This is a genomic window from Lacticaseibacillus yichunensis (genome assembly GCF_003946405.1).
Taxonomy (GTDB): domain Bacteria; phylum Bacillota; class Bacilli; order Lactobacillales; family Lactobacillaceae; genus Lacticaseibacillus; species Lacticaseibacillus yichunensis.
In genome coordinates this window covers 76,195-102,256 of sequence record NZ_RHOG01000001.1, presented here as the reverse complement: position 1 = coordinate 102,256, position 26,062 = coordinate 76,195, and the positions used below count along the sequence as shown (strand labels likewise).

Genomic DNA, 26,062 nt, shown 5'->3' with positions numbered 1-26,062 from the left:
CGCATGGCAGAAGAAACAGAAGAAGATTTTGTCGTCGAGTCGATGCATTATTCCCGACTGCTCCTTGCAGTTGACGATGACGACGATGATTCGTCCCACAAGGCTTTCAATTATGCATGTACCGTTGCAAAGGTCTATGAAGTCCCGTTGGGCATCGTCTCAGTCCTTGAGACCGGCGATCTGAACATCTATCAATCGCTGTCACCGGACATGCTGAGTGATCGGCGCAGCGAGATCGTGGCCCATCTGAACACATATGTTGAAAAAGCGCAGGCGTTTGGCGTCCAAGACGTGCAGCCACTGATCGGCGAGGGCAAACCGGCCCGCGTGATCTTGGAAGACATCGCGCCAAGTTTCAATCCAGATCTGATCATCGTCGGCTCGCACACAGCCCGTGGCCATTTGCATATTGGTCATGTCGCAAGCGAGATTGCACGTGAGGCCAACGCCTCGGTCATCATCGTTCGCTGATATAAGAAAAAAGTCGCTGCGGCGGCTTTTTTTAGTGAGATAGCTCCTGGTTTGCCGAGCCGAGACGAACCCGACATCGATTTAGGTCAAAACTACCAGCCGGTTTGCTTCGCATCAAGCGGTTGATATTGCTATACTTACTTATGACAAGCAATAAGTCGTTATCACATCAAAGGAGACAGCATATGACTGAATTGAATGGTATGACAGACACGTTTACCCTGAACAATGGGGTCGAGATTCCGGTCGTCGGGTTTGGCACATGGCAAACGCCAGATGGTGATGTCGCGCAAAAGAGTGTGGAAGCTGCGATCGCGGCTGGTTATCGCCACATTGACACCGCCGCCATGTACGGCAATGAGGAAACGGTTGGCGCGGGCATCCAGGCATCTGGCATCAAGCGCGACGAGCTGTTTGTGACCACCAAGCTGAATAACAACGCCCACAGTTTTGACCTGAGCCAACAAGCTATCGATACGTCCTTGACCAAGCTGGGCCTCGACTATGTGGATCTGTATCTGATCCACTGGCCGAATCCGGTGAGCGCGCGTGACAGCTATCCGGACAGTCTCGCGGACACCTGGCGCGGGATGGAAGCCATTTACAAGGCTGGCAAGGCCCGGGCAATCGGCATCTCCAATTTCCGTCAGGCGCACCTGGATGTGATCACCGCGACTGGCTCTGTGATGCCGGCGGTCAACCAGATCTTCCTGAACCCGTCTGATCTGCAGCCTGAAGTGACGGCGATGAACGACAAGAACAAGATCTTGAACGAAGCCTACAGCCCGCTTGGCACCGGCAAGTTGTTGGGCGATGAGCGCCTGGCGACAGTGGCGGGGCATTATGACAAGTCTGTGGCCCAGGTCCTGTTGCGCTGGTCCTTGCAGCACGGCTTCTTGCCACTGGCCAAGTCGGTTCATGAAGACCGCATTCGGCAAAATACGGAGTTGTTTGACTTCAGTATTTCGGCCGAAGACATGAAGACCTTGGATGGCCTGCGTGGCGTCGCGGGACTGGCCACGGATCCAGACACCACGACCTGGTGATCTTGCGGCTAACAAAAAAGCTGGGCGGAAAACTTCCGCTCAGCTTTTTTGGCAATTGGCTTGGCGAATGCCATGCAGGAGCCGCATCACCAACAGTGTGAGCAGAACGCAACCGATAATGGCCCAGAGCCACCAAGGCCCGCCAATCAGCAGGAAGAGGCCTGCATATGCGACGCCGCCCAGAAACGCAATCACAAATGTCTGGCGAATGATTCGCGGGGGATCGGGGAGGCGTCGCAACAGGCGCTCACTGCGGTCGATGTGGGCCATGATAGCTAGGTCAAGGATAATCAGCGCATCGATCAGCCACGAGCTGATCTCGCCCATTGCCATGCCCGGCCAATGCAACATGTCACCAAGAATCAAGATGAGAAAAATCAGATCGACGATAAGGCTCAACCGCGACACCTTTTTGATGCGGTGCAAAACGGCCGATTGTCTATGAATGTCTGTGACTAGGTCGGCGTCCTCATTGAGCAGCGTGTCCAACGAGAGCTGGTAAAGTCGACTCAAATCGATCAAACTGCCTGCGTCCGGATAGCTGTGGCCGGTCTCCCAACTGGAGATTGTTTGGCGGGTGACGCTTAATGAGTCGGCGACTTGTTGCTGCGTGAGTTGTTGGGTCGTGCGCGCATTTTTCAATTGTGGTCCGATCGACATGGTTGTTTCCCCTCGCTTTCGAAAATTAATTTACGCGGCGGCTGGCGGCAATGAAAGACGAGTTCCTTTGCGCGGGTTATTGCCCGGGAAATTATCCATGGTATAGTGAGGCGGGAGGTGCGTGATGCGCTATCAGAATGTTCAAGTGGGCCATGTCATCGAGCGTGTGAGCCGGTTTACGGTGATGGTCGCGCTCAACCATCAGATCGTGGCCACTCATCTTAGCAATACCGGCCGGAACAAAGAGCTTTTGCGGCCCGGTGCGCCGATCAGCGTGGCGCCCGCGGCCAACCCCGAGCGCAAGACGCATTGGGATGTGCTTGCGGTGCGCCGCGACGGCCGGTGGATCAATATCGATAGCTTAGCGCCTAATCGTGTTGTGCGGGCGGGGCTGATTGCGGGCAGCCTAAAATTGCCGGGGATGGTTTTGCCCTATGAGGTTCATCCGGAGACAGTCTTTGGCGATTCACGCATTGATTTTGCCGGTAAAGATGCTCGCGGGCGCGCGTGGCTGGCGGAAGTGAAGGGCGTCACATTGGCCAATGGCAAGCACGCCGCCTTTCCGGATGCGCCGACTGAACGCGGGCTCAAGCATGTACACACGTTGACCGGCGCGGTTCAGCAAGGTATCGCAAGCTATCTCGTGCTGGTGGTTCAACTTCCGGGTATCGCAAGCTGCACGATCTATGATCAGCGGTTCCCAGAGCTGACCACTGCCGTCGCCCAGGCGCAGGCCGCAGGGGTCAAGGTGCTGGCAATCGGTTGTCAGACGGGACCCGGCTTGATCGAGTTGGATCATCGCATCAAGTTCGATCTGGCGCGCAAGTTTATTGAAGTCGAAAAATAAGCGTCAGCGTCGCCTGTCACGCCTCAATGTGGCAGGAACGACGCTGACGCTTTTTCCTTATCGTGCCTTGACCTGGTTACCTGGCATCGTCAATCCGAGTAAAAGGCCCGCCGCGCCGACGATGGCAAAAACCAAGAAGGTGACATGAAAACCAGTGATCAAACTGCCCGACAGCGCTTGGACCTGTTGGAGAATCAGGGTCGCCACGGCCACGCCTGTTGAGCCCAGAAGCTGGCGCACGGTGGTGGTGACGGCGGTGCCATCTGAGATCAAGCCCTTGGGCAACGCGTTTGCACCTGCAGTGACGGATGGCATCATGACAAACGCGTTGCCGGCTTCGGTGATCATCGCCCCGATGATCGCCATTGGGAGGGTCATGCGCCCAGCAAGGAGGGCCATCAGCGCAAATCCAACAGTGATCAAGCCCATGCCGGTGGTCACGACGAGCCGTGGTCCCAGCCGGTCAAGCATTTTGCCCGCTCGCGGATTAAGCAAACTGAGAAGGACCGCGGCCGGCACCAGCGACAGGCCAGAGACCAGCGTGTTTTCATGAAGCACCCTCTGAAAATACAGCGGCATCACAATAGTCGTGACGATCAAGCCGATATAGGAGATGCCGGTCATCAGGACTGATTTCGTAAACATTGGCGTGGCAAAAACGCGGAGCTGAAGCAGCGGCTGTGTGGCTCGCAATTGACGCAGAATGAACCAGATGCCCGCAAGCACGGCCACGATGAGCAAAAGCGCAAGCGGCCAGGAGAACCCGCGGCTCGTCGCGACGGTCAGCACATAGAGCAAGGCCGGAAAACTGGCGGCAAGCACCACTGACAGCCAATCCAGTCGCGAGACATGAAGCGGCATGACATCGGTGATGGTCACAGTCGAGGCGAGAAAGACGCCGAGCGCGACGAGGAGAAAGACGACGAACAGCGCCTGCCACGCAAACCAGTGAAGCAACACACCCGAGATGATCGGGCCGACTGCCAGGGCCGAGCCCATGACCAGTCCCGCCGTTCCCATGACGGCCCCGCGCTTTTCCTGCGGCGTGATCGTCAACATCACCGTTTGGTAGCTGGGAAAAAGAATCCCGACCGCCAGCGCCTCCAGCAACCGGCCAACCAATAGGACGGTAAAACTGGGTGCCCAGATACAAAGGGCGGTGCCGAGGCCGAAAATGGCGACAACGATCTGAAACAACCGTTTAAAGGGCACATTGTTGAGTAGCCACGGGGAGACGGGAATCATCAGGCTCATGACTAGCATGAATCCAGTGGTCAGCCAGGCGATCGTGTCCGCCCCGAGCCCAAATGTTTTCATGAAAGTGGGATAGGCGGTGCTCAGCGATGATTGAGAAATAGACATTGAAAAAGTGCCGGTCAGTAAGGTCGCGATGAAGGCACGATGCGACGATGGTGCGTGTGTTTCGGTCAAACCACTCAACTCCTCTTAGTCATTAGGTCGCCCTAACATTAACTTTAATTATAATCATTCTAGTTTGATGCACAAGGTGGCGGTGCAATGTAACCGGTTCAAAATCAAAAATGCCAGACGCTTGTATTTAGTAAGCAAACATGCTAGTTTATAGACAACAAGGGGTACGCGAATTCCGCGTCCGAACATGGGCTACAAAGTTGTTCAAAGGCGGCCGCACGTGTACAATACATTTACGAGAGGACGGTGGCCCGGATGGTGGATCGCAAGAATAAAAAACACACGCGCGGCAAGACTTGGCTTTGGCGCACACTGCTTGTGCTGGGGCTGGTCGTTGGCCTGGCGCTGGTGTTCAACGAGCAGATCAAATTGTTTGTCGTCAACTGGATGGGCCAATCGACGATGAAGACCATTTCCAAGGAAACGGTCAAGAAGAATGAGAAAAAAGAGGGCAACTTCGATTTCAAATCGGTCAAGGCCCTCGATGTTGCCACCGTCGGCAAGGCGACGACCAGCAAGGTGAACGGCATCGGTAAGATCGCCATTCCATCCGTGAAGATGCGCCTACCGATCCTGCTTGGGCTGGCCAACGAAAACTTGTCGCAAGGGGCAGGCACGATGAACGCCGGCCAGAAAATGGGCGAAGGCAATTATGCGTTGGCGGGCCACTACATGACGGCCAGTGGCGTCCTATTTTCCCCGTTGAAAGGCGTTGAGAAAGGCGACAACATGTACATCACGGACATGTCCAAGGTCTACACGTACCGCGTGACGACGAAGACGGTGGTGTATGAGACGCAGGTCCAGTGGATCGAAGACGTGCCTGGGAAAAAGCTGTTGACGCTGATCACCTGTGCCTCGCCGACTGAAGGGGAGACGCACCGCATTGTGGTCCAAGGCGAGTTGACTAAGACGACCAAGGCCACCAGCAGTACCCTTCGCGTTTTCGATTGATGAGGCGTTCACAAATAAGCTTGGATACATCCCGCACTCCGGCGCAGGATGTATTTTTTTTGGCCGAAGCTCTGCTATAATAACCGGGTGTCAAGGGAGGAGTCCGAAATGACTTATCGCAAATTCATCAGTAATATCCCATTGCGGCGGGCGGTCGTGCTTGCTGGGGTGGCGCTGATCTTGTGGCTCGCACGCAGCGTGATGAGCATCATCTTATTGACGTTCATCTTTGCCTTTCTGTGTACCCGCTTGGTCAACGCGATTCGCCGGCACGTCCACATTCGCCCAGTCGTGGTGGTCGGGCCGCTTTATCTCGCGGTGCTGCTCGGGTTGTCGTACGCCGCGGTCCATTATGTGCCGGCGATCATCCGGCAAAGTGTGGCACTTTTCAATTCGGTGCAGAAGTTTTACTACAGCGATGAATTTGCCCATAATCAGGCGATGCAGTGGGTGTTGAAAAACGTGCAGTCACTCAATCTGCGCACCCAGCTGGAAGGCGGGGTCAAAACGGTCCTGGAATATGCTAGCAACGTTGGGGCCATGGGCGTCACGCTGTTGTTGGCCTTTTTGCTCAGCTTCTTTTTCACCGTGGAGATCGATGAGCTGAAGCGCTTCGGCAACCTCTTTATCAAATCCCCGTTTGGCTGGTTGTTCGCGGATCTGCACTATTTTGCGACGAAATTCATTGATACCTTTGGGGTGGTCATTGAGGCGCAGATCTTCATCGCCATCGTTAATACCGTCATCACAACTGTCACACTGCTGGTGATGAAGATGCCGAATGTCCCAAGTTTGGCAATCATGGTCTTCCTGCTGTCGCTGATTCCGGTGGCCGGGGCGATCATATCGGTCGTGCCGCTGGCGATCATCGCGTTCACCGTCGATGGCTTGCAAGGGGTGATCACGATCGTCATTATGATCATCGTGATTCACATTCTGGAAGCGTACGTGCTCAATCCGAAGTTCATGAGCAGCCGCACCAGCCTGCCCGTGTTTTTCACCTTCGTCATCCTGCTGGTCGCCGAGCGCTTGTTTGGCACCTGGGGCCTGATCGTGGGCATCCCAATCTTCACCTTCTTGCTTGACATCATTGGGGTGAAAAAAGCTTCAGGAAGCGAGTCACTGGTGGAGGACCTGCCGCGCCCGGCGGAGGATCCGGCCACCGAAGTGAATGCGCAGACGGAAAATGCGATCGCAACTGCCCCTGAGTCGCAGGACGTGTCGCCGGAATCAAAAACGCCCGCCTCGGCGAAACCGAAGACGGACGAAAAAGAATCAAAGTAAGTCAATCACCAGTTGGTTGGCAAAATCGGCTGAGGCAGGTGTGTTGCTGCGCTCGGCCGATTTTTTGATTCAATCGTCATGGTGCACAAATTTGCGGATGAAGTGAATGATCAAGGCGATGCCGCCGCCGATCAGCGCAAAATCAGCCGCCACATGGACCCCGGCCCACAAGCCTGTCGTATCAACGAGGGTGCGCAACGCAGGGTTATTCACGTAGATCAGAAAATAAACAATGCTGGCCAGCCACAAAACGCCGACCCCGAACCAGATTTTTCGCATAATGATCCTCCGGAAGTAACTATATCATGGAATGTTGACGGGGGGACGCGTTTTTGCGAAGCGAAGTGCGCTGTAGTGCCCAAGCCAAACTAGCCGCTCATCCCTATGCGCCCCGCTTCGCACCCTTCCCTGATTCTCAATGCAAAGTTTTCTGAAATGATGTATTATAAATAGATGTAAAACCGTCAGCAGACTGACAAATCTTAAAAGCGAGGTAATTTCTAAGATGGCAAAATTGGTACTGATCCGTCACGGCCAAAGTCAATGGAACTTGTCCAACCAGTTCACTGGCTGGGTCGATGTTGACCTGAGCGACAAGGGTGTTGAGGAAGCAAAGCACGCCGGTGAATTGATCAAGGCTGCAGGGCTTGAATTCGACCAGGCTTACACTTCTGTTTTGACCCGTGCGATCAAGACGCTGCACTATGCACTGGAAGGCTCCGGCCAGCTCTGGATTCCTGAAACGAAGACCTGGCGTTTGAACGAACGTCACTACGGCGCTCTGCAGGGTCTGAACAAGAAGGAAACTGCCGACAAGTATGGCGACGAGCAGGTTCACATCTGGCGCCGTTCGTACGATACTTTGCCGCCACTTTTGTCCGCTGACGACGAAGGTTCTGCAGCTCAGGATCGTCGTTACGCCAACTTGGACCCACGCATCATTCCTGGTGGCGAGAACCTGAAAGTCACCCTTGAACGTGTCATTCCTTTCTGGGAAGATCACATTGCGCCAGATCTGTTGGCTGGCAAGAACGTCATCATCGCCGCGCATGGTAACTCCCTGCGTGCCTTGACCAAGTACATCGAAAACATTTCTGATGATGATATCATGGATCTTGAAATGGCGACTGGCGAGCCTGTTGTTTATACCTTCGACGACAAGCTGCAGGTCACCGACAAGACCAAGCTCGACTAATTTCAGTCAAGCAAAAACGACCGCGAACTTTGGCGGTCGTTTTTTTATTCCTGAGATCAGGGCGCCTTTGGCAGATCGTTTTCCACGGCAAGCTTAAAACTGGCGGGAATCTGGTAGTCCTGCACGCGCTGTTTGCCCCATTGATACATTTGATCAATGATCGGTAGGAGCGTTTGTCCGAGGTCCGAGATACGATAGACGACCAGCTCCCGGTTGTTTTCCATGTAGGCGTCGCGTAAGATCAATTGATCGGCTGCGAGCTCCTTGAGTTGGCCGGCCAACACTTTTTTCGTCACGCCATCGATGACGCGGAACAGCTCGTTGAAGTGCATGCTTTTGACATGGCCGAGCTCCCACAGAATCACCAGCTTGTATTTGCCGCTGAACATCGCGAGCGTGAATTCCTTTTCACAGTTGTAATCGCCGTGAGTCAGCTTCGTCAGCACCTGTTTCCGTACAACATCTGTCATGAGCGTCTCCTTAAGGTATCCTGAAAGTGCCTTATTGCAATTCGTCGAGATGGTATCATAATGATACCACAGACGTGAGCGCCGGCTGCGAGAGAGCCGCGGGGTGGCCACGATTTTTGTGTCAACAGGTAGAGGAGGGACGACATGACAGAGCTATTTGCAGATGGCGCCATTAATATTCATGGCGCACGAGAAAATAATTTAAAAAATATCGACTTGGCGATTCCCAAGCATCAGACGACGGTGTTTGCGGGCTTGTCAGGCGCGGGCAAATCCTCGCTTGTTTTCGACACGCTGGCGGCGGTTTCGCGGCGTGAGCTTAACGAGACGTTTCCGAGCTTCACGCAGCAGTATTTGCCAAAATACGGTCAGCCCGATGTCGATCAGATCGATCATCTGCCTGTCGCAATCGTGGTCGAGCAAAAACCGATCGGCCGCAATGCCCGGTCGACGGTGGCGACATACACGGGCATTTACTCGGTGCTGCGCCTGATGTTTTCTCGTGTCGGAAAGCCTTGGGTCGGGTACTCCGAATGGTTCTCCTTCAATTTGCCGCAGGGGATGTGTCCAAACTGTGAGGGCTTAGGCTTTGTCGATATGGTCGACGAACGACAGCTGATCGATCCGGAGAAGTCGCTGAACGAAGGCGCGATGACGTTTGCTGGGTTTCAGCCAGGCACATGGCGCTGGAGTGAATATGGCGACAGCGGCCTTTTTGATCTCGATAAAAAGATCAAGGATTATACGAAAGAGGAATATGACCTCTTCATGCATGCCCCGCGCCAGAAACTCAAGAATCCACCGGCGGAGTGGGGCCGCACTGCGCTCTATGAGGGCCTTGTCCCGCGGATGATGCGGTCTGTGATTCACAGCGCTTCAGGTCGGCATCATCAAGCCGCGTTGGCCAAGATCGTCAGTCGGCAGCCTTGTCCCGTTTGCCACGGGTCGCGGCTCAACCAAGACGCATTAAAGGCGACGATCGAAGGCAAAAATATTGCGGAAGTGGGGGCCATGGACCTGGTCACTGTTTTGCAGTATTTGGCCACGATCAAGGACCCGGTCGCTGTGACAATGGTTCGTGAGCTTCGCAGTAAGGTCCAAGCGCTTGTGGACATTGGACTCGGCTATCTCTCGCTTGATCGCGGTACGGACACGTTGTCGGGTGGTGAGGCCCAGCGCATCAAGATCGCCAAGTTTTTGACGAGCTCGTTGTCGGATCTGGTCTATGTCCTCGACGAACCGAGTGTTGGCCTGCATCCGCATGATCTTCAGCTGATCACGCGCTCGCTGGCCAAGCTCAAGGCGCAGGGCAACACGATCGTTTTGGTTGATCATAATCCGGCGATCATTCGCGCGGCGGATTATGTCGTCGAGATCGGGCCAAAAGCCGGTCAGGGCGGCGGTGAGGTCACGTTCACCGGCACGTATCAGGCGCTATTAGCCTCGGATACTATCACCGGCCAAATGCTGCGGGAGCCCTTGACGTTACAAAAGCCGCGAGTCGCGCGGGATTGGCTTGACGTCGCACATGTGACCAACCACAATTTGCACGATGTCAGCGCCCGCATTCCTGAAGGTGTGATGACCGTGATCTCCGGGCCGGCTGGTTCTGGGAAAAGCACGCTGGTTCGGGCGATCAAAGACAAAGTCGCTGATCAAGATTATATTGACCTGAGCCAAGACGCGGTGGGCATCAACATTCGGTCGACGCCAGCCACGTATCTTGGCATCTTGAATCCGCTGCGCAAATTGTTTGCGGATGCCAATCAGGTCTCACCCCAACTTTTCAGCTATAACGGCAAAAACGCGTGTCCCCGGTGTAAGGGCAAGGGCGTGACCATCACCGAAATGGCCTTCATGGATCCGGTCATCCAGCGTTGTGAACTATGCGGCGGCAAGCGGTACAGTCAAGAAGCCTTGCAGTACAAGTATCACGGCAAGGACATTGCGGAAGTGCTGGGGATGTCGATCAGCGAAACGCTCAACTTTTTTAAGGACGTGCCGGCAATCGATAGCAAGGTTCAGCTCCTGGAGCGGGTCGGGCTTGGTTATCTGAATCTGAGCCAAGGCATGACGACGCTATCAGGGGGTGAGGTGCAGCGGGTCAAGCTGGCGATGGAGCTGGATCACCAAGGGTCGCTGTATTTTCTCGATGAGCCAACGACGGGGCTGCATTTGAACGACACCAAGCGTCTGATCGACTTGTTTGAGACATTGGTCGAACGAGGCAATACGTTGATCTTGATCGAGCACAATTTGGCGTTGATCAGTCACGCGGATTGGCTTGTGGATATGGGCCCGGACGCCGGTAAATACGGCGGGCAGATCTGTTTTGAAGGGACTCCCGAAGCCAGCATGCAGCACGAGGACTCCAGAACCGGGGTGGCGCTGCGCCAGCAGTTGGCTCAGCAGGAAGCGGACCGGGGAAATGCGGCGCGCTAATGGGCGCATCGGGCCGCGGAGGTGCCGTTCGCATGGCACGGAAAAAATGAGAGGTACTAAAAAGTCGGACCTATGCGCAACTGTTGCGCAGCGGGTCCGACTTTTTTGAATCCAGCTCGCGTTCTTGGGCGGGGCATACTTCGACGATGACCTAGTTGCGCACGCAAATAAATCAGACTATAGTGTGGGCGTTGAGAAAGGTTGTGTTTACATGCAAGAGACCGACGAGACTGCCATCAGCAAATGGCTGGTGATCGCGGGCCGGCAAATCAGCCAGCATCTTGGCCAACAATTGGCCGAACTAGGAATCAGCGCGAGCCAGTACATTTTTCTCCTGAAGATTCATGAGATGCCTGGCATCACGCAAAAAGATCTGGTCGCCAAGGAGTTTCTGGATCCCAGTAACGTCACCCGGGCAATCAAGCAACTGGAAGCGCAGGAGCTGGTCGCGCGAGTCCCCAATCCCGGCGATAAACGGGCATTTCTCCTAACGCTGACGGCGAAAGGTGAGGTGCTGTATCCCAAGATTCGGGCGCTGCTCGATGCGGAAGAACGGCTGCTTCGAGAAGAAGTTGGCCCAGCGGTGCCTGGCTTTGACGCCCAGCGCTTTTTGGCCGCGCTACAGAGCATCAGCCGTTTGCATGGCGACACAGATAAGGAGTCTTAATATGAAGATCATCACAGTTGAAGAGCATTTTGATACACAAGCCAACGTCCAGAATTTCAAGAAGTATTCCAAGGTGCCGAACAACAACCCGCACCAAGACGCGCTGAATCACGACCTGACCGATTTTGCCGGCCGTATTGCGTATATGGATAAAAATGGTATCGCGATGCAGGTCATTTCGGATGCCGGCAACTCCCCGCAAGTGTTGCCCGACAACATGGTGGTGGCGGCGAGCCGCGAGCAAAATGACACGCTGGCAGAAGGACTTGCGGCGTATCCGGATCGTCTGGCCGGGTTGGCTGTGTTGCCCGCGGCGTTGCCGGATGCGGCCGCAGACGAGCTGACCCGTGCCGTGACCAAGCTGGGGCTTAAAGGCGGACTCATCAGCGGCTCCGTGAACGGGGAGTTTCTGGATGCCCCGCGGTTTGACCCGATTTTCGCGGCAGCTGAGGCGCTGGACGTCCCGCTGTACTTGCATCCGGGCGTGATCACCGACACGCAAAAGGCGACGCTGTATGACAGCAACAGCTATTCTCCGCTGATGGCGACGATGCTGGCGGGTGCCGCGTGGGGCTGGCATCAGGAGCAGGGCATTCAGATGGTGCGGCTGATCTTCGGTGGCGTTTTGGAGAAGCATCCGAAACTGAAATTGGTGTCCGGTCACTGGGGCGAATTTGTGCCGATGTTTCTTGAGCGGCTCGACGAATTTGGCAAGGTCAGTGGCTTAAGCCAGCCATTTTCCACGTATTATAAGCGCCAGGTCTATGTGACGCCATCGGGAATGTACACCGCGCCACAACTCGCGCTCGTCAAGGCGGAAATGGGCGCTGATCATCTGCTGGATGCCGAGGATTACCCATACATCAAGCGAGAAGGCGGCGTTGCGGAATTTGTCGCGAATGCTGAACTGAGCGCGCCTGAGCGTGAGGCCTTTGCGCACGGCACCGCCGAAAAATTGTTCAAGTTATAATCCACGAGGGAGGTCCTAATTCATAAAAGCAATTGTCATTACCAACGCCGGCGGGCCAGAAGCGCTGCAGCTCAAAGACGTGCCAACACCGACCGTGAAGCCGGGCTGGAGTTTGGTTCAGATCAAAGGATTTGGCATCAACCGCTCGGAGTTTTTTACCCGCAACGGGTGGTCGCCGTCTGTCATTTTTCCGCGGATTCTGGGCATCGAGGGGGTCGGTCTCATCGCGGCGACTAGCGATCCCGCGCACTTGCCGATCGGTCAAAAAGTGATCTCGCTGATGGGCGGCATGGGGCGCGACTTCGACGGCAGTTACGCGGAATATGCGCTACTGCCAAACAAGCAGCTCTATCCAGTTCAGACGAATCTGCCTTGGCCAGAGCTGGCGGCGATTCCTGAGACCTTTTTCACCGCGTACGGGTCGCTGTTGAATATGAAGATCACGCAGGCGAAAACGCTGCTGGTGCGGGCGGCCACAAGCGGTGTTGGCGTGGCGGCCTTGAAGCTAGCCAAAGCGATGAACCCGGGAATCGTTGTGACTGGGTCGACCCGCAAGCCCGAGAAGCTGGCAAGGTTGCGTGAGGTCGGCTTTGATGACGCAATCTTGGAAACGGCGGGGCAGCTGGCCACAGATGGGCACTTTGATGCGATTCTTGAGTTGGTCGGCCCGAAGACCTTGATGAACTCCTTGCCACTGCTCACGGTTGGCGGCATTTGCTGCATGACCGGTGAGCTGGGCGGCGAGTGGACAGTGCCAGATTTTGAGGTCTTCTCGATTCCAAGTGGTGCCTATTTGACCAATTTCAGCTCGAACTCGGCCAATGCCGAAAATGTACAGGCGATGCTGGACGTGATCGCGACACACCACATCGACACGACGCCGACCAAAGTCTTTGACCTGGCCCATACAGGCGAGGCACAAGCATTTTTGGACAGTCAGGAGAGCTTTGGGAAAGTTGTTGTTTTGCCTTGAATAATTGTTGGCCGTGGCGCCTGCGAAGACTGACGCGACAGCCTTGATCTCTGTGCAATCAATAAGATAGTTTTTTTCTCCGGGCACAAATCCTCTGCTGACCTTTGTGTCGAGGCGTTGAAAAATTGGAAAGTCCGCTGAATTTTCAATGTGTCAGCGGTCGCCTTGCTTTCGGTATCTGTTCATGGCCAGCTTCAAGCATTTGTTGAGGGCTGTTGGATCTGCCCAGTAGTGTTGAATAGTTGTTGAAACAGCGCAAAAAAGCAGGCCCCTCAAATGAGGCGCCTGCCTAACAATGAGACAATCATTCAGCACTACTTGGCCCAGAGCCACAAAGCTGTGATCTAACCGTATTGATTGTCACCAAAGCTTTCTTGAACGATAAAGAATCGCTTGAGTGTCTTGGACTGTAGTGTTCAATGATAGGTTCCGAGAATCACGGCCTTGAGTGCGCGATGCCACCGCCCTTTTTTCTCCATATCCAGTCTGGCGCGTATAACAACCTCCCCTATCGCAACGAAGCCGTCAAAGTCTATGAAGAAAGCGCCTATGACGACGATAAAGCCCGCTACATACCATTTAATCAAATTCATAGTGCCCCTCCTTTCGTTATTACCCATCTACGCGACATTGAGCACCCTTATAATGCTCTCACAAGAAAAGGCTTACAACGGACGGCGGCATTTGTCTTTCCAAGATTGTTGGTTTCTTTAACGGGACATGATTCGCAAGGCAAACGAACGGAGACGTTCTACGCGCAATTGCACAATTTACCTAGTCATCCCAAATTGGCCAGGCTTCTGAAACAGAAGGCGTTATCTGCGGTCGATTTGACGCAGGCAGCGCCTTTCGCGTATCGTAAAGATAATTAACTGCCTGAGGAGGCGCACGCAAGATGGAATACCTCAAACTACTCGGCATTGTGATCATCGTCGTCGGTTTTGCCCTGAAATGGGATACAACGGCGGTGGTCGTGGTGTCGGCGATCGTCACGGCCCTTTTTTCCGGGATGAGCGTGATGGAGCTGCTCAATACCCTAGGGACCGCGTTTATGACGAACCGGCCCGTGTCATTATTTTTCCTGACGCTGCCGATGATTGGGTTGGCGGAGCGTTATGGGCTCAAGGAAGTGGCTGTCAACGGCATTCGCAAGCTGAAAAAAATGACGCCGAGCCGGATCCTCAATTTGTATCTGGCGGTTCGCGAACTCGGTGGGGTGTTTGGCATCTCGCTGTCTGGCCAGGTGCAGTTCGTCCGGCCGCTGATCACGCCGATGGTGACGGCCGCCGCTGAAGTTCGGCGGAAGCTGACGCCAAAAGACATCGACCTGATCAAGGGGCGTGCGGCAGCGGTCGATAATTTCGGGAACTTTTTTGCCCAGAACCTGTTCGTGGCGTCGGGGTCGGTCCTGTTGATCTCGAGCACGATGGAATCGTTGAAATACACGGTCACGCCGATTCAGGTCGTGACGCGGTCGATTCCGGTGGCCTTGGTCACTTTGGTCATTGTCTATATTTATAACGTCTTATTCGATCGGCGTTTTAAAGCGACGAAGGGGGCGGCATAATGGTCGACAACTTATTGATCGTTTTGTATGCCCTCATTGGGATCTTGATGGCTGTCGCCGGTACCGAGGCGTTCAAGGCCAAAGATAATCCAACCCGCTATGGGACTGGCACATTTTGGTGGCTACTGGCGCTGATCTTTGCGCTGGGCAATTTCATGCCGCATTGGCTGATCGGCGCGATGATCATTGTGATCGGGGCGCTCGCGCTGTTCAAACAGATTCAGGTCGGCAAGTTGCCGCAGATCGATGATGAAAAGGCGGAGGCGGCTGCCAAACAGTTTGGTTGGCGCATTTTTCTGCCCAGCATCGTGATGGCGGTCGTCTCGATCTGCGTCGCCCAGTTCACGGCGCTCGGCGGCCAGGTCGGCATCGGGATCGGTGCGATCACGGCGCTTTTGCTTGTGATCGTGATGACCAAGGCGCCGGCCAAAATGGTGTACACGGACACGCAACGGATGGTGCGCTCAGTGGGGGCCCCTGGGATCTTGCCACAGCTACTCGCGACGTTGGGGGCGGTGTTCACCGCGGCCGGCGTTGGCGATTTGACCGCGAAGCTGATTGCCGGGATCTTACCGGCCGGCAATCATTTGGTCGGGGTCGTGTTATACTGTGTCGCGATGGCACTGTTCACAATGATCATGGGCAACGCGTTTGCGGCGTTTGCCGTGATCACCGCGGCGATCGGGATTCCGTTTGTCATCGCGCAAGGCGGCGACCCGGCGACTGTTGCGGCGATCGGCATGACCGCGGGCTATTGCGGGACGCTGCTGACTCCGATGGCGGCGAATTTCAACAGCCTGCCTGTCGCGCTTCAGGAAATGGAAGATCCGATGGGCGTCATCAAGCAACAGGCGCCAATTGCGATCATTTTACTGGTGGTGCAGATCGCGCTGATGTATTTCCTGGCATTTTAACGAAAAGAGGACATGATCATGAAAATTCTTGTGACGGGATTCGATCCGTTTGGCACGGATAAAATCAATCCGGCGATCGAGGCTGTCAAACGCCTGCCCGATGAGATTCACGGCGCCCAGATCGTGAAGCTCGAGATTCCCACCAAGTTCAACATTTCGGCCGATGTGGTAAAGGCGGCAATCGAAAAAGAGCAGCCGGATTACGTGCTGGATGTTGGCCAGGCAGGCGGGCGGTTTGGCCTTACGCCGGAGCGGGTGGCAATCAACCTCGACGACGGGCGCATCGCTGACAACGCGGGCTATCAGCCATTCAATCACACGATTCACGAGGATGGAGACACGGCCTATTTCACCCAGCTGCCGATCAAGGCGATGGCCAAAGCAATTCGCGAAGCTGGCGTGCCATCTGCGGTGTCGAACACGGCGGGAACGTATGTCTGCAACCACATCATGTATCAGGTCCAGTACATGCGCGACAAGTTCTTCCCAGGCATCAAGGCGGGCTTCATCCACATTCCATTCTTGCCGGAACAGGTCGTGGCTCGGCCCGAGACGCCTTCGATGGCGCTTGAAGACATGGTGCGCGGGCTGACCGCAGCAATCGGCGCCATTGTGGACCGCGATGGCAAAGGCGACATCGAGACCGTTGAAGGGACTATCGCATAGGACCCGGACCCGAGATCCATTCAGCTCAAAAAAACGCGCACCCCCAAATGAGGATGCGCGCTTTTATTTGCCCAGCCGTGCAAATTGCTGGTGAAATAGAAAATATTTCCAGCCTGCATATTTCTTGGTCAGGTCACGATATTCATCTGGACTGACCCGACCCGGCCGACACATCAGTTCATAATCGACCCCGAACTCTGTCACCTGCCAGCCGCTGGAGACAAAACCATTATTTTCATAAAATTCCCGGCGGCGCTGGCGCGTCAACGCGTTTGGCGCATCCGCATCGAGCACCTCAGTATTGAGCAAGAGGCGGGCAGTGGGACGACCAGCCGCCACGGCCTCTAAGATCTGACTGCCATAGCCTTTGCCGCGCAGTTTGTCATCCACAGCCAAAAACATCAGGTAAGCCAGATCGCCAGATGTGACCAGATAACTGAAACCCACAAACTGATGGTCGTGGTAATAGGCGAAAAATTCTTTGCCGGGCCGTTGCGCCGCTCGCAACAAGCTGCGCAGAGGGGCGCGCTCCGCCGCGGGGAAAGCGCTGAAGTACAGCCGCTTGATCAGCGGATAATCCTTCATTTGCCGAATGACTGGTGCGTATGTCAGCCGCATTCTCCCACGTCCTTTCTCACGGCACATATTGGCTTTATTATAAACGATTCCAGAGCCGCGATACAAAGTTCCTTGATATCTGGGTACTTTTGACAAGCCAGCGTGTAGAGAGCAGTGCAAGCACGCGCATGTCTTTTTTCGCCAGGACAAGGGTAAGCGATGAGCGGATCGCCGCCCCCGCGCCGGCTGCCTCCCATCAGGGAAACCTCGGCTCAAACTAATGGCGGTTTCCGCAGCGAAAGGCTATACTTTGTTTGCTTTTTCAGTTCATTTCACATTGATACTAGGTTATAATCATTATGAATGCGGTTTCGTGTTTCGTGAAATGGAAGGGATCAACGTCGTGAGTCTACCAAAATATCAACAGCTCGCTGCCACCATGCGCAAGCGAATCAAAGAGCATGCGTATGCGCCGAAGAGCCTGTTGCCGGATCAAAATACATTAGCCAAGGAATTTGGCGTCAGCCGCCTGACAATCAAAAAGGCGCTGGACGGCTTGGCTCAGGAGGGCTTGATCTACAAGCAATCCGGAGTCGGGACTGTGGTGCTTGGTATCGCCCTGGAAAATGGGGAAGACTCGCCGGCCGAGCGGTTTGATGGCCTGACCAAGTTGGTGGGAAGCGCCCATGTCCGTTCGAAAATCTTGAAGTTCGACATCACTTTTCCTTCGCCGAAGGTTCAAAAACAGTTGGTGATCGGCCCGGATGATCCTGTGTATGACATTCGCCGGTTGCGCCTGATCGATGGTGAGCCGTGGATCATTGAGCACACCTATTTTCGCGTGAAAATGGTGCCTAATCTTACCCACAAGATTCTCGAGCACTCGATCTATGCCTACATCAATAACGACCTGCACCTCAAATTTGGCGGCGCCTATCGCCGAATTGGCGCGACTCTGACGACCCAAGAGGATATCGATAATCTGGGCGGCAAAGCAGGCGAGCCGGTCCTTCAAGTGGAACAGGTGGTCTGGTTGACGACGGGACAAAACATCGAGTATTCGATCAGCCGCAATCTGGCGCGAAACCGCTCGTACACGGTGCTGGATATCAATCAGAACTAAAATGAGAGCTGGCGGCGCCGAACCCCGGCTTTTTTTGCTGGACATTATTCGAAAGGAGGCGCGCGGTGAATATCTTTGTGTGTTGTGCAGGAGGCGGCTCATCTAGCCTATTTTGCCAGCGAATGGCGACGGGGTTTCAGCAGCATGACCCCAATCTCTCAGCTAGTTTTACCGATGCGCAGGCGATGTTGACGCGGCCGACGGATTTTCGCGCCGACCTCAACTTTGCGTATGGTGGAGAAGGGGCGATTCGCCCTGACACGGCGTTTGAGATGGGGACGGTGTTTGATGCGGTGCTTGTGGCGCCACAGGTCCGCTACCGCACGCCGTTTTTGAAGCAGATGCTCCATGATTATCCCATTGTGGTCGCGGATATTCCCGGCCGCCTGTTTGGCATGATGGATGCGGTCAAGGGCGCCGATCTGTTGCGCGGGGTGCTGATCACGCTGGATCTGATGCACGGCTATCAGTCCGGTTTCGCGTTTGGCAGCAAGCGCGGTGATAAGGACCTGGAGCTGCTGGTGTACGGCACCGCGAGCCAAAGCAAGAAGCTCCAGCAGGCCCTCACCCTGTTGAAAAATCGTGGGATCATGCCGCTTTGTGAGCGATTTGATATTGATGCACTGTATGATTTTCACCCGCAACGTGACTTTGACGTGCGGATGCTGTTTGGCGCGGTCTTCAAAAATGATGCGATCGCCAAAGTCGCGCGGCGCGTTGATGGCGTCGTGCTGTTTGAGCAAAATCCGCACGCGCGCCGGCAGCCGCAATGGTATGACGATTACCGCATTCCCAGTCGGCGGTTGGCCATGGACTTGTTGAACGACAAAGCGGATCCACATGTGTTGGCTGATCAGCTGCTGGATTTTCTGCTAGAGGTGGACCTTGTCGCCGAGGCGACCTCTGGCGTTTCGGTGGCGCGCTTTGAGACGCCACCGCCGCCGCGGGTGCGCAAGCATTTTGGCATTTTCAGCTGGTATGCCTGATGCGAGTATTGATTGGTGTTTTTCCCGGCGTCCTCAGCTATACTGAAAGAGAAAGGAAGCCGCGAAGATGAGCAAGCGAAATGATGAGCGAATGGCACTGGTCCAAGATGTGTTGGACCGGCTTTGCGAAAAAATGCGTGTCCATTCCAGCTCGCTGGTGTACTTGGACTATGATTTCACGGCCGATGAGATCGACCAGCTCAACCAGTTCATGCTTGGTCAGACCGTGGCTGAACATGCGGTCTCGGTGCGGACGCTGGGGCGGTTGATCCAGACGGTGAAGCCCGCGCTGGACACTGATTCGGGTCAGCTGGTCGCCGGACGGTTGATTGCGGCCTGGCTTGAAGAAGGCATGTTTCAAGGCATTTTGGGCTAACGCAAACCAAGTGACTCTTTTTTTCCGGCATGCGCCAGACAATTTTCTGGCGTATGGCGGCTTTTTTTGCGCTTTGCCAGGCCGTTGTGCCAAAGCCAAAGTCGGGCGATGCGCAGGGCCAACGTTTGGTATAGTAGAGATAACGAAACGGGGGCACGCTGATGAAAAAACGACTCACTTGGCTAATGGCAGCAGTCTTGCTGCTACTCTTGACCGCATGCGGCGATCCGCAAGCCCAAAACGGCAAAATGACCGTCGTCGCTACGCTGGATTTTTATGGTGAGGTTGCAAAAGCGGTTGGCGGCGATCATGTGCGCGTGGTCTCAGTGATCGATGACCCGGCCATCGACCCGCATGATTACGAACCGACAACGGCGGTGGCCAAAGAGGTTGCCGGCGCGAAGTTGATCTTGGCAAATGGGCTGGGTTATGACAGCTGGATGGACCGGGTCGTGGCAGGGGGCGATAAAACCGCCGATTATCTGAAAGTCGGCGAGCAGCTGCTCAAGAAAAAAGACGGCGCCAACGAGCATTTGTGGTACGACCCGACCACGATGCCGAAACTGGCAAACGCGCTGGCCGCCCGTTTTGCGAAGCTGGACCCCACGCATGCCAATGATTATGCGGCCAACGCCAAGGCGTATCTGAAAAAATTGGCTCCGCTTACGGCCTTGGTGGCGCGTCTGAAAACACAATTGAGCGGACAGGCTGCGGCGCAGTCGGAACCGGTTTTGGGCTACAGCCTGGACGCCCTCGGTATTCGCGAGGTCGCCGGCCATTTTGCCAAAGCAATCGAGGATGGCACCGACCCGTCGCCGCAGGATGTCGAAGGGCTTCAACGCGCGTTTACCCAGCATCGCGTCGCCTTTTTTGTCATCAATACCCAAGCCGACAGCCGCGTGGTCGATGAAGCGACCGCCAGCGCCAAAAAAGCGGGCGTGCCGGTCCTCAAAGTGACCGAGACATTGCCCGCCGGAAAAACTTATATCAGTTGGATGATGAGCCAGTACGACGCATTGGCTGATCTGAAACTTCTTTGAGGCCGGCAAAAGCGTGGCCTTTTTTCCTGTGGCGCGTCACAGCCCCAGCACTTGCATCATGTCGCTGAGTACGCCTTGATCCTGATTTGACGGGGCGATCACATCGGCGTGGCGCTTGACCGTTTCGCTACCATTGGCCATCACCACCGCCCGGCCAGCGGCATCGAGCATGGAAATGTCATTGCCGCCATCGCCGTATGTGCACATCTCGGCCTCGCGGATGCCGAGCGCCCGCCCCAGCTCCCGCAGTCCGCTTGCCTTGTCGACGCCTTTGGGGATGATGTCGATGTCGCCGCGCCCGCTTGAGGTGGGATTGGCAAACGCCGCCATTTCGCGCTGCCATCGCGCCATCAGCGGCTCCGTGTCTTCTGCGCGGCAGTTGACCATCACCTTGACCACTTGATGCGCGACGGGGAGGAAATCATCGACCACCGTCAAATGCGGGCACCATTCATGTTGCCCCGCGATCACCTCTTCCGGCTCGCGGCTGAGCATATAACTCATGTCCGGCGTCGCCAGCAGTAAATGGCAATCCGGCAGCGGCATCACGATCTCGATCAGTTTTTTCGCGATGTCGTCGGAAAACGCGTTGATGGCAAAGGTTCGCTCAGGCCCGGCAACCACCCCGCCATTTTCGGCCACGAAGTAAGTCGCCGGAAAGTTTTTGAAAATACGTTGAAGCCGCGGCTTTTGATTGCCACTGGCGGCGACGAAGATCTGTCCGTTTTTGCGCATCGCGTCTTGAATGCGGGCAAAGCGGGCCTCGTCGAAGTCCTGGCTGGGGCGCAAAAAGGTGCCGTCCATGTCAGCCGCAAATAATTTGATCATTGGTTTCACCTCGGGCACGATGATACCACAAGGCGAGAGCGGTTTCATCATTAGTGATAGAATAGCAGTCAAAGTCAAACACAAATTGAGGAGCTGATAAGGTGGATGCACTTGAGCGGATTCTGAACCAGGCGGCACTGGATGAGAACGTGGTGGCGGTGGGCACGGAAGGGTCGACCAATGATGGCCAGGTGGCTGGCGACCGCTGGACGGATCTGGATGTGACGGTGTTTGTCGACAAGTTGGACTCAACGGCTGGCTGGCAGTGGCTCACGCTGCTTGGCGAGCCGACAAATGTGCAGTATCTGAAAGATGAGGCCATTTTTGGACCCAACACGAGCACCTGGTATAGCTGGCTGACGCGTTATTCCGGAACCATGCGCATGGACTTTAAGATGGCCCCGGCCGAAGACGAGGCGGCGTATTTGGCAGATGACACGCTGAACGCGATCGTCTGGCGGCGCGGGTTGGGCAAAGTTGCCCCGCGGCCGACCAGCGCGGCGAGTCATTTTATCGGCCTGCCGGATCAGGCGCTGTTCACCGACCGCATCATCGAGTTTTATTGGTGCGCCGGGAATGTGATCAAGGGCCTGTCCCGAGGCAACTTGATGTACGCCAACGAACAATTCAACCACTATGTGCGCCCAGAGCTCATTCGGCTGTTTGCCTGGCGCGCCAGTCTTGCCCGCGGGGGACGCTTCGATGCGGGGGTCTCTGGAAAATTCGTGTGGCACAGCCTGAGTCTTGCGGAGCAAAAAGCGGTGGCTGCCACGTATCATCAGAACAGTCTGGCCAACGCGCGCGCCAGCTTGATCCACGCCATCGCGCTGTACAACAGCGAATTGCCGGATCTGGCCGCAGGTTTGGCGCTGGACCTGCCAGAACGGCTGCCCGCGACCCAGCATCAATTTGTCGATTGGCTTGCGGACGAGACACTGTGGGAGAAGTTGAATGGTTGAAATCGAGATCAAGGAAACGGCGGTCCTGACGCCGGCGGAATTATTGACCATCATGGCCGCGCGGGTACGTGTTTTTGTTGTAGAGCAAAACTGTCCGTATCAGGAAGTCGATGACAAAGACTACCGGGCGGTCCATGTCATGCTGCGCGAAAATGGGGCGCTGGTCGCTTATGGCCGCATCGTGCCACATGACGATGCGGAGGCCATTTCGTTTGGTCGGGTGCTGGTGGTACGTTCGGCGCGCGGTCGCGGGCTTGGTCGCTTGCTTGTGGGGACGCTACTCAGTGAGCTCGCGACACGCTATCCCGCGCGGCCGGTCAAGATTCAGGCCCAGGCGTATCTGCAAGCCTTCTATGGCTCATTTGGCTTCAGGGCCGTTTCCGATGTTTATCTGGAAGACGGTATTCCGCATGTGGATATGGTGCTGGACAAAACAGCGGCCGCAGGATGACGGCAGGGCGACGCGCTATTTTTCGCGCGCAATGCGGACTTCATTCAGCCGATTTTTCCGCAACTGGTAAAGCGGCGCCATCTCACGTATAATCGGTTTGTATCCGGCGCTCGGATGCCGGGAAGGAGCATGTCGATGTTCATGTATTTTTCTGGGCTGGGACATGCCCTCGTAATGCCGCTTCCGCCGCCTGTAGTGGGCAGTGTGTGCGGACAAGACAAGTGAACGTGGGCGCGGCCCACAAGAAAGGAAGTTTCATCCAATGACGACAGCAATCGACCTGCGTGCAGGCATGACTTATGAAAAAGACGGTAAATTGATCAAGGTCCTTGAAAGCAATCACCACAAGCCAGGCAAAGGCAACACCTTGATGCAGCTCAAGCTTTACGATATTCGCAGCGGCTCCACCGTGCAGACCACGATGCGTCCAAGCGAAAAGATCGAGCTGGCCGAAATGGTCACCAAGACTGTTCAGTACCTGTATACCCAAGATGACCTGGCCTATTTCATGGACATGGAATCTTTTGAGCAATATGAACTGCCAACCGCCAGCATCGAGCACGAGGCAAAATACCTGCTGGAAAATATGCAGGTGGAAATCGAATTCTACGGCACCGAAGTCATCGGCATCATTTTGCCGGGCACGGTCAACCTGAAAGTCACCGAGACCCAGCCAAGCATCAAAGGCGGCTCCGTGACAGGCGGCGGCAAGCCAGCCACCCTTGAGACTGGCCTGGTCGTCAACGTGCCAGACTTCATCTCAAACGGCGAGACCATCACCGTCTCAACCGCAAACGGCACCTACCAAAAGCGCGCATAAGAGACTGGTTTTGCAAAAGAGCTGCCAAGTGCGGCTCTTTTTTTGTAGGGTGCGCAGTGCCCCCGGGGAACTCGCCACGCAAGTCTTTCGCTGCGGTATAATTGGCGTCAGGAGGCATGATATGACTGAATTTTATTTTGTGCGACACGGCCAAACCACGATCAATCGGCGTAAGGCATTCAACGGTGGCCTCAGCGACTCGCCGCTCACCAAACTTGGCGTCACCGCGGCGCAGGAAGTCGGTCAGGCGCTTTCGTCTGTCCAGTTTACCCAGGTGTTAGCTTCGAGCATGCCGCGTGCGGTGGCGACCGCCAATTGGATCATGGCCAGCAATCAATTTCGCGCGCGGACCCCGCTTCAGCCAGTTGCAGGCCTGCGCGAGATGAAACTCGGGCAATGGGATGGTCGGACTGTCGCAGAAGTCAATGATGACGCGCGCGTTGCGATCTACATGACCGATACCGTGCGCTTTGATGCGGAGGTCGCTTCGGTGATCGGCAGCGAGACCTATCGCGCCGCCTTGACGCGGAGCCTGGCCGTGATTCAAACGGCGTGCGCGACCTATCCGACTGGCAAGATTCTGGTCGTGGGCCACGGCATCATCTTTTTGCTGCTACTTAACACGCTGGTCGGGGTCCCATTTGCCGACCTACGCCACCACAAGATCGTGAAAAATGCGACCGTCACGAAACTCGTCACGCTGGACGGGAAAAATTTTGAAAGGCGCTACTGGGGCCTGCCTGCCGCGGATTTGTCTGATTTTATTCAAAATAATTCGAAAAAGTGAGTTGACAGTGGGCGAAGGTCCGTGTATCTTAGTCCACATACCAGCGCAACAGCGCATGGCAAGGAGTGTTGATGATGAAAAACATGAAACCAACACAGTTGAATTCCGTTTATTACTACGGCTATTACGGATAGCGGCTTGCATTCGCCGATTGGATGCAAACCGCGCGCAGGTTTGCATCCATGATGGTCGTAGCATTTAACATGCATACGAAGGCCACATGGATGAGGATTTCACCCATGTGGCCATTTTCTTTCCGGAAAGAATCTGTTGGCCAGCTGCAGGGGTGAAACCTTGCAACTGGCCTTTTCTGTTGCCACAGACATTTTTGGAGGAAAAAATCATGAAGTTAACTCACCTTTTGACCACTTTGACCGCATTGTCCCTCGCCGTTGTGTTGGGGGCCTGCTCAAGCAGTAGCGCCACCGCCGCCAAGAAAGACGGCACCGTCAAGATCGGCATTCTGCAATTGATCAATCAAAGCGCACTGAATGATGCGCGCAAGGGTTTTGAAGAAGAGCTCGCGGCAAATGGCTACAAGGGTAGCAAGATCAAGATCGATTACGTCAATGCCCAAGGCGATCAGTCAAATCTCCAGTCGATGAGCCAGCGCCTTGCCGCCGACAAGAATGACTTGAACCTCGCCATCGCGACCCCAGCGGCTCAGGCTCTGGCCAAGGCTGATTCAAAAACGCCACTCCTGTTCACCGCGATCACCGATCCAACCTCGGCCGGCCTGGTGACCGACACGAAGGCCCCAGATAAAAACGCAACGGGCGTGACCGACATGGTGGACGTGAAGGGCCAGATCGATTTCACCCACAAGCTGTTCCCAAAGGCTAAGAAAATCGGGTTGCTCTACAATGCGGCGGAGCAGAACTCTGTTTTCCAGATCAAACTTGCGGAAGCTGAGATCAAAAAGTTGGGGCTGACGGCCGTTGTGAAGACCGCGGCGACCACCAATGATGTGCAGCAGGCGACTGAAGCGTTGGCTGCCCAGGCGGATGCCATCTACATTCCGACCGACAACAACGCCGCAGCCGCGATGCCGACGATCGGCAAGATCTCCCAGAAGCTCGCGGTGCCAGTCGTCAACGCCGACGCCACGATGATTCCGATTGCCGGCGTCGCCACACAGGGCATCAACTACGAAGACCTCGGCCGGCAGACGGCGAAAATGGCGATCAAGATCCTCAAGGGCAAGAAGGTCTCCGAGTTGCCAGTTGAGGCGCCGGCGAAAGTGCGCCTGGTCACCAACAAGACGCGCATGGCCCAGTTCAACCTGACAGAGGCTGATGTGACGGCCGCCGCCAATTAATTTTTCCAGGCGGAGGCGAACGCTGGCGCCCGCGTCTGCACTGGAAAAGTTCCTCCTGACCGAACAAGTTTCGCGGAAAAAGTTGTGTGGTTCCTCAAAGTTAAGGTTGACATGAGAAAACAGTCACGTTATTCTCATTCATGAACACCGCTATTGGTGTAAAGGAGTGCTGTTCATGAGAAACCTAATGTCAACACAACTAAATCACAACTTTTTCGCCGGCTTTTTCGGATAGCGGTTTGCATCGTGGGATGCAAGC

At 55.2% G+C, this 26,062-nt stretch carries 28 protein-coding genes and 1 pseudogene; 22 read left to right on the top strand and 7 right to left on the bottom strand.

What is annotated here, in order from left to right; all coding sequences use genetic code 11:
• The first annotated feature begins 3 nt into the window (after window positions 1–3).
• Both EKM95_RS00435 and EKM95_RS00430 read left to right on the top strand, forming a co-directional pair.
• Complete coding sequence (locus tag EKM95_RS00435; protein WP_225423095.1) at window positions 4–471, top strand: universal stress protein; 468 nt, start codon at window positions 4–6, stop codon at window positions 469–471.
• A gap of 185 nt (window positions 472–656) precedes the next feature.
• Entirely contained in the window at window positions 657–1,517 is an 861-nt protein-coding gene (locus EKM95_RS00430) for an aldo/keto reductase (protein WP_125695860.1), read from the top strand.
• 39 nt (window positions 1,518–1,556) lie between these two features.
• Here EKM95_RS00430 and EKM95_RS00425 read toward each other — a convergent pair whose 3' ends face one another.
• Window positions 1,557–2,177 (bottom strand): helix-turn-helix domain-containing protein, encoded by a 621-nt coding sequence (locus tag EKM95_RS00425; protein WP_125695859.1) that lies wholly within the window; start codon window positions 2,175–2,177, stop codon window positions 1,557–1,559.
• A 124-nt stretch (window positions 2,178–2,301) separates the two neighbouring features.
• Here EKM95_RS00425 and sfsA point away from each other — a divergent pair, with 124 nt between their 5' ends.
• Entirely contained in the window at window positions 2,302–3,024 is a 723-nt protein-coding gene (gene sfsA / locus EKM95_RS00420; RefSeq protein WP_125695858.1) for a DNA/RNA nuclease SfsA, read from the top strand.
• A 57-nt stretch (window positions 3,025–3,081) separates the two neighbouring features.
• Here the strand turns inward: sfsA and EKM95_RS00415 are convergent, their stop codons facing one another.
• Window positions 3,082–4,455 (bottom strand): MFS transporter, encoded by a 1,374-nt coding sequence (locus EKM95_RS00415; RefSeq protein ID WP_225423093.1) that lies wholly within the window; start codon window positions 4,453–4,455, stop codon window positions 3,082–3,084.
• A gap of 255 nt (window positions 4,456–4,710) precedes the next feature.
• On the opposite strand from EKM95_RS00415, the gene EKM95_RS00410 reads away from it, so the two are divergent.
• Entirely contained in the window at window positions 4,711–5,409 is a 699-nt protein-coding gene (locus EKM95_RS00410; protein WP_125695857.1) for a class A sortase, read from the top strand.
• 108 nt (window positions 5,410–5,517) lie between these two features.
• Window positions 5,518–6,561: pseudogene (locus EKM95_RS00405) on the top strand (AI-2E family transporter); the annotation flags it as partial.
• Between the two features lie 201 nt (window positions 6,562–6,762).
• On the opposite strand, the gene EKM95_RS00400 reads toward EKM95_RS00405, so the two are convergent.
• Window positions 6,763–6,972, bottom strand: coding sequence for a hypothetical protein (locus tag EKM95_RS00400; protein WP_125695855.1), 210 nt, complete (start codon window positions 6,970–6,972; stop codon window positions 6,763–6,765).
• 226 nt (window positions 6,973–7,198) lie between these two features.
• Here EKM95_RS00400 and EKM95_RS00395 point away from each other — a divergent pair, with 226 nt between their 5' ends.
• Window positions 7,199–7,888 carry a 2,3-diphosphoglycerate-dependent phosphoglycerate mutase gene (locus tag EKM95_RS00395; RefSeq protein ID WP_125695854.1) on the top strand — a complete coding sequence of 230 codons (690 nt, stop codon included), beginning with the start codon at window positions 7,199–7,201 and terminating at the stop codon, window positions 7,886–7,888.
• A 56-nt stretch (window positions 7,889–7,944) separates the two neighbouring features.
• Here the strand turns inward: EKM95_RS00395 and EKM95_RS00390 are convergent, their stop codons facing one another.
• Complete coding sequence (locus EKM95_RS00390; protein WP_125695853.1) at window positions 7,945–8,358, bottom strand: winged helix-turn-helix transcriptional regulator; 414 nt, start codon at window positions 8,356–8,358, stop codon at window positions 7,945–7,947.
• 144 nt (window positions 8,359–8,502) lie between these two features.
• Here EKM95_RS00390 and EKM95_RS00385 point away from each other — a divergent pair, with 144 nt between their 5' ends.
• The 4 genes from EKM95_RS00385 to EKM95_RS00370 all read left to right on the top strand — a co-directional run bounded on the left by EKM95_RS00385 (window position 8,503) and on the right by EKM95_RS00370 (window position 13,410).
• Window positions 8,503–10,800, top strand: a complete 2,298-nt coding sequence (locus EKM95_RS00385; RefSeq protein ID WP_125695852.1) for an ATP-binding cassette domain-containing protein — start codon at window positions 8,503–8,505, stop codon at window positions 10,798–10,800.
• 211 nt (window positions 10,801–11,011) lie between these two features.
• Entirely contained in the window at window positions 11,012–11,467 is a 456-nt protein-coding gene (locus EKM95_RS00380; protein WP_125695851.1) for a MarR family winged helix-turn-helix transcriptional regulator, read from the top strand.
• A gap of 1 nt (window position 11,468) precedes the next feature.
• Window positions 11,469–12,437, top strand: coding sequence for an amidohydrolase family protein (locus tag EKM95_RS00375; protein WP_164510027.1), 969 nt, complete (start codon window positions 11,469–11,471; stop codon window positions 12,435–12,437).
• Between the two features lie 22 nt (window positions 12,438–12,459).
• Window positions 12,460–13,410 carry a zinc-binding dehydrogenase gene (locus EKM95_RS00370; RefSeq protein WP_125695849.1) on the top strand — a complete coding sequence of 317 codons (951 nt, stop codon included), beginning with the start codon at window positions 12,460–12,462 and terminating at the stop codon, window positions 13,408–13,410.
• Between the two features lie 416 nt (window positions 13,411–13,826).
• Here the strand turns inward: EKM95_RS00370 and EKM95_RS11580 are convergent, their stop codons facing one another.
• Window positions 13,827–14,003: a hypothetical protein gene (locus EKM95_RS11580; protein WP_164510026.1), complete on the bottom strand. Its 177-nt coding sequence runs from the start codon at window positions 14,001–14,003 to the stop codon at window positions 13,827–13,829.
• 302 nt (window positions 14,004–14,305) lie between these two features.
• Here EKM95_RS11580 and EKM95_RS00365 point away from each other — a divergent pair, with 302 nt between their 5' ends.
• From EKM95_RS00365 to pcp, 3 genes are read left to right on the top strand one after another with little or no spacing between them, the layout of a single operon-like run.
• Complete coding sequence (locus EKM95_RS00365) at window positions 14,306–14,977, top strand: DUF969 domain-containing protein (RefSeq protein WP_125695848.1); 672 nt, start codon at window positions 14,306–14,308, stop codon at window positions 14,975–14,977.
• Window positions 14,977–15,891: a DUF979 domain-containing protein gene (locus EKM95_RS00360; protein ID WP_125695847.1), complete on the top strand. Its 915-nt coding sequence runs from the start codon at window positions 14,977–14,979 to the stop codon at window positions 15,889–15,891. The genes EKM95_RS00365 and EKM95_RS00360 overlap by 1 nt, the downstream gene beginning before the upstream one ends.
• Before the next feature lie 18 nt (window positions 15,892–15,909).
• Window positions 15,910–16,557, top strand: coding sequence for a pyroglutamyl-peptidase I (gene pcp, locus EKM95_RS00355; protein WP_125695846.1), 648 nt, complete (start codon window positions 15,910–15,912; stop codon window positions 16,555–16,557).
• Between the two features lie 63 nt (window positions 16,558–16,620).
• Here pcp and EKM95_RS00350 read toward each other — a convergent pair whose 3' ends face one another.
• The gene (locus EKM95_RS00350) at window positions 16,621–17,175 is read right to left on the bottom strand and encodes a GNAT family N-acetyltransferase (protein ID WP_164510025.1); all 555 of its coding nucleotides are present in this window, start codon (window positions 17,173–17,175) and stop codon (window positions 16,621–16,623) included.
• Between the two features lie 325 nt (window positions 17,176–17,500).
• On the opposite strand from EKM95_RS00350, the gene EKM95_RS00345 reads away from it, so the two are divergent.
• From EKM95_RS00345 to EKM95_RS00330, 4 genes are all read left to right on the top strand, one after another.
• Window positions 17,501–18,238, top strand: a complete 738-nt coding sequence (locus tag EKM95_RS00345) for a GntR family transcriptional regulator (protein WP_225423091.1) — start codon at window positions 17,501–17,503, stop codon at window positions 18,236–18,238.
• Window positions 18,239–18,360: 122 nt separating this feature from the next.
• Window positions 18,361–19,224 (top strand): PTS sugar transporter subunit IIB, encoded by an 864-nt coding sequence (locus EKM95_RS00340; RefSeq protein WP_164510024.1) that lies wholly within the window; start codon window positions 18,361–18,363, stop codon window positions 19,222–19,224.
• Between the two features lie 67 nt (window positions 19,225–19,291).
• Complete coding sequence (locus tag EKM95_RS00335; RefSeq protein WP_125695842.1) at window positions 19,292–19,600, top strand: hypothetical protein; 309 nt, start codon at window positions 19,292–19,294, stop codon at window positions 19,598–19,600.
• Between the two features lie 158 nt (window positions 19,601–19,758).
• A complete protein-coding gene (locus EKM95_RS00330; protein ID WP_125695841.1) occupies window positions 19,759–20,640 on the top strand; it encodes a metal ABC transporter solute-binding protein, Zn/Mn family in 882 nt (293 codons plus the stop codon).
• Window positions 20,641–20,676: 36 nt separating this feature from the next.
• Here EKM95_RS00330 and EKM95_RS00325 read toward each other — a convergent pair whose 3' ends face one another.
• Window positions 20,677–21,468 carry a Cof-type HAD-IIB family hydrolase gene (locus EKM95_RS00325; protein WP_164510023.1) on the bottom strand — a complete coding sequence of 264 codons (792 nt, stop codon included), beginning with the start codon at window positions 21,466–21,468 and terminating at the stop codon, window positions 20,677–20,679.
• Between the two features lie 101 nt (window positions 21,469–21,569).
• On the opposite strand from EKM95_RS00325, the gene EKM95_RS00320 reads away from it, so the two are divergent.
• The 5 genes from EKM95_RS00320 to EKM95_RS00300 all read left to right on the top strand — a co-directional run bounded on the left by EKM95_RS00320 (window position 21,570) and on the right by EKM95_RS00300 (window position 25,803).
• Window positions 21,570–22,427, top strand: a complete 858-nt coding sequence (locus EKM95_RS00320) for an aminoglycoside 6-adenylyltransferase (RefSeq protein ID WP_125695839.1) — start codon at window positions 21,570–21,572, stop codon at window positions 22,425–22,427.
• Window positions 22,420–22,878 (top strand): GNAT family N-acetyltransferase, encoded by a 459-nt coding sequence (locus tag EKM95_RS00315; protein WP_125695838.1) that lies wholly within the window; start codon window positions 22,420–22,422, stop codon window positions 22,876–22,878. The genes EKM95_RS00320 and EKM95_RS00315 overlap by 8 nt, the downstream gene beginning before the upstream one ends.
• Window positions 22,879–23,140: 262 nt before the next feature.
• Window positions 23,141–23,698 carry an elongation factor P gene (gene efp, locus EKM95_RS00310; RefSeq protein ID WP_125695837.1) on the top strand — a complete coding sequence of 186 codons (558 nt, stop codon included), beginning with the start codon at window positions 23,141–23,143 and terminating at the stop codon, window positions 23,696–23,698.
• A gap of 121 nt (window positions 23,699–23,819) precedes the next feature.
• Window positions 23,820–24,485 carry a histidine phosphatase family protein gene (locus EKM95_RS00305; protein WP_125695836.1) on the top strand — a complete coding sequence of 222 codons (666 nt, stop codon included), beginning with the start codon at window positions 23,820–23,822 and terminating at the stop codon, window positions 24,483–24,485.
• Window positions 24,486–24,828: 343 nt separating this feature from the next.
• Complete coding sequence (locus EKM95_RS00300) at window positions 24,829–25,803, top strand: ABC transporter substrate-binding protein (RefSeq protein WP_125695835.1); 975 nt, start codon at window positions 24,829–24,831, stop codon at window positions 25,801–25,803.
• Window positions 25,804–26,062: the final 259 nt, after the last annotated feature.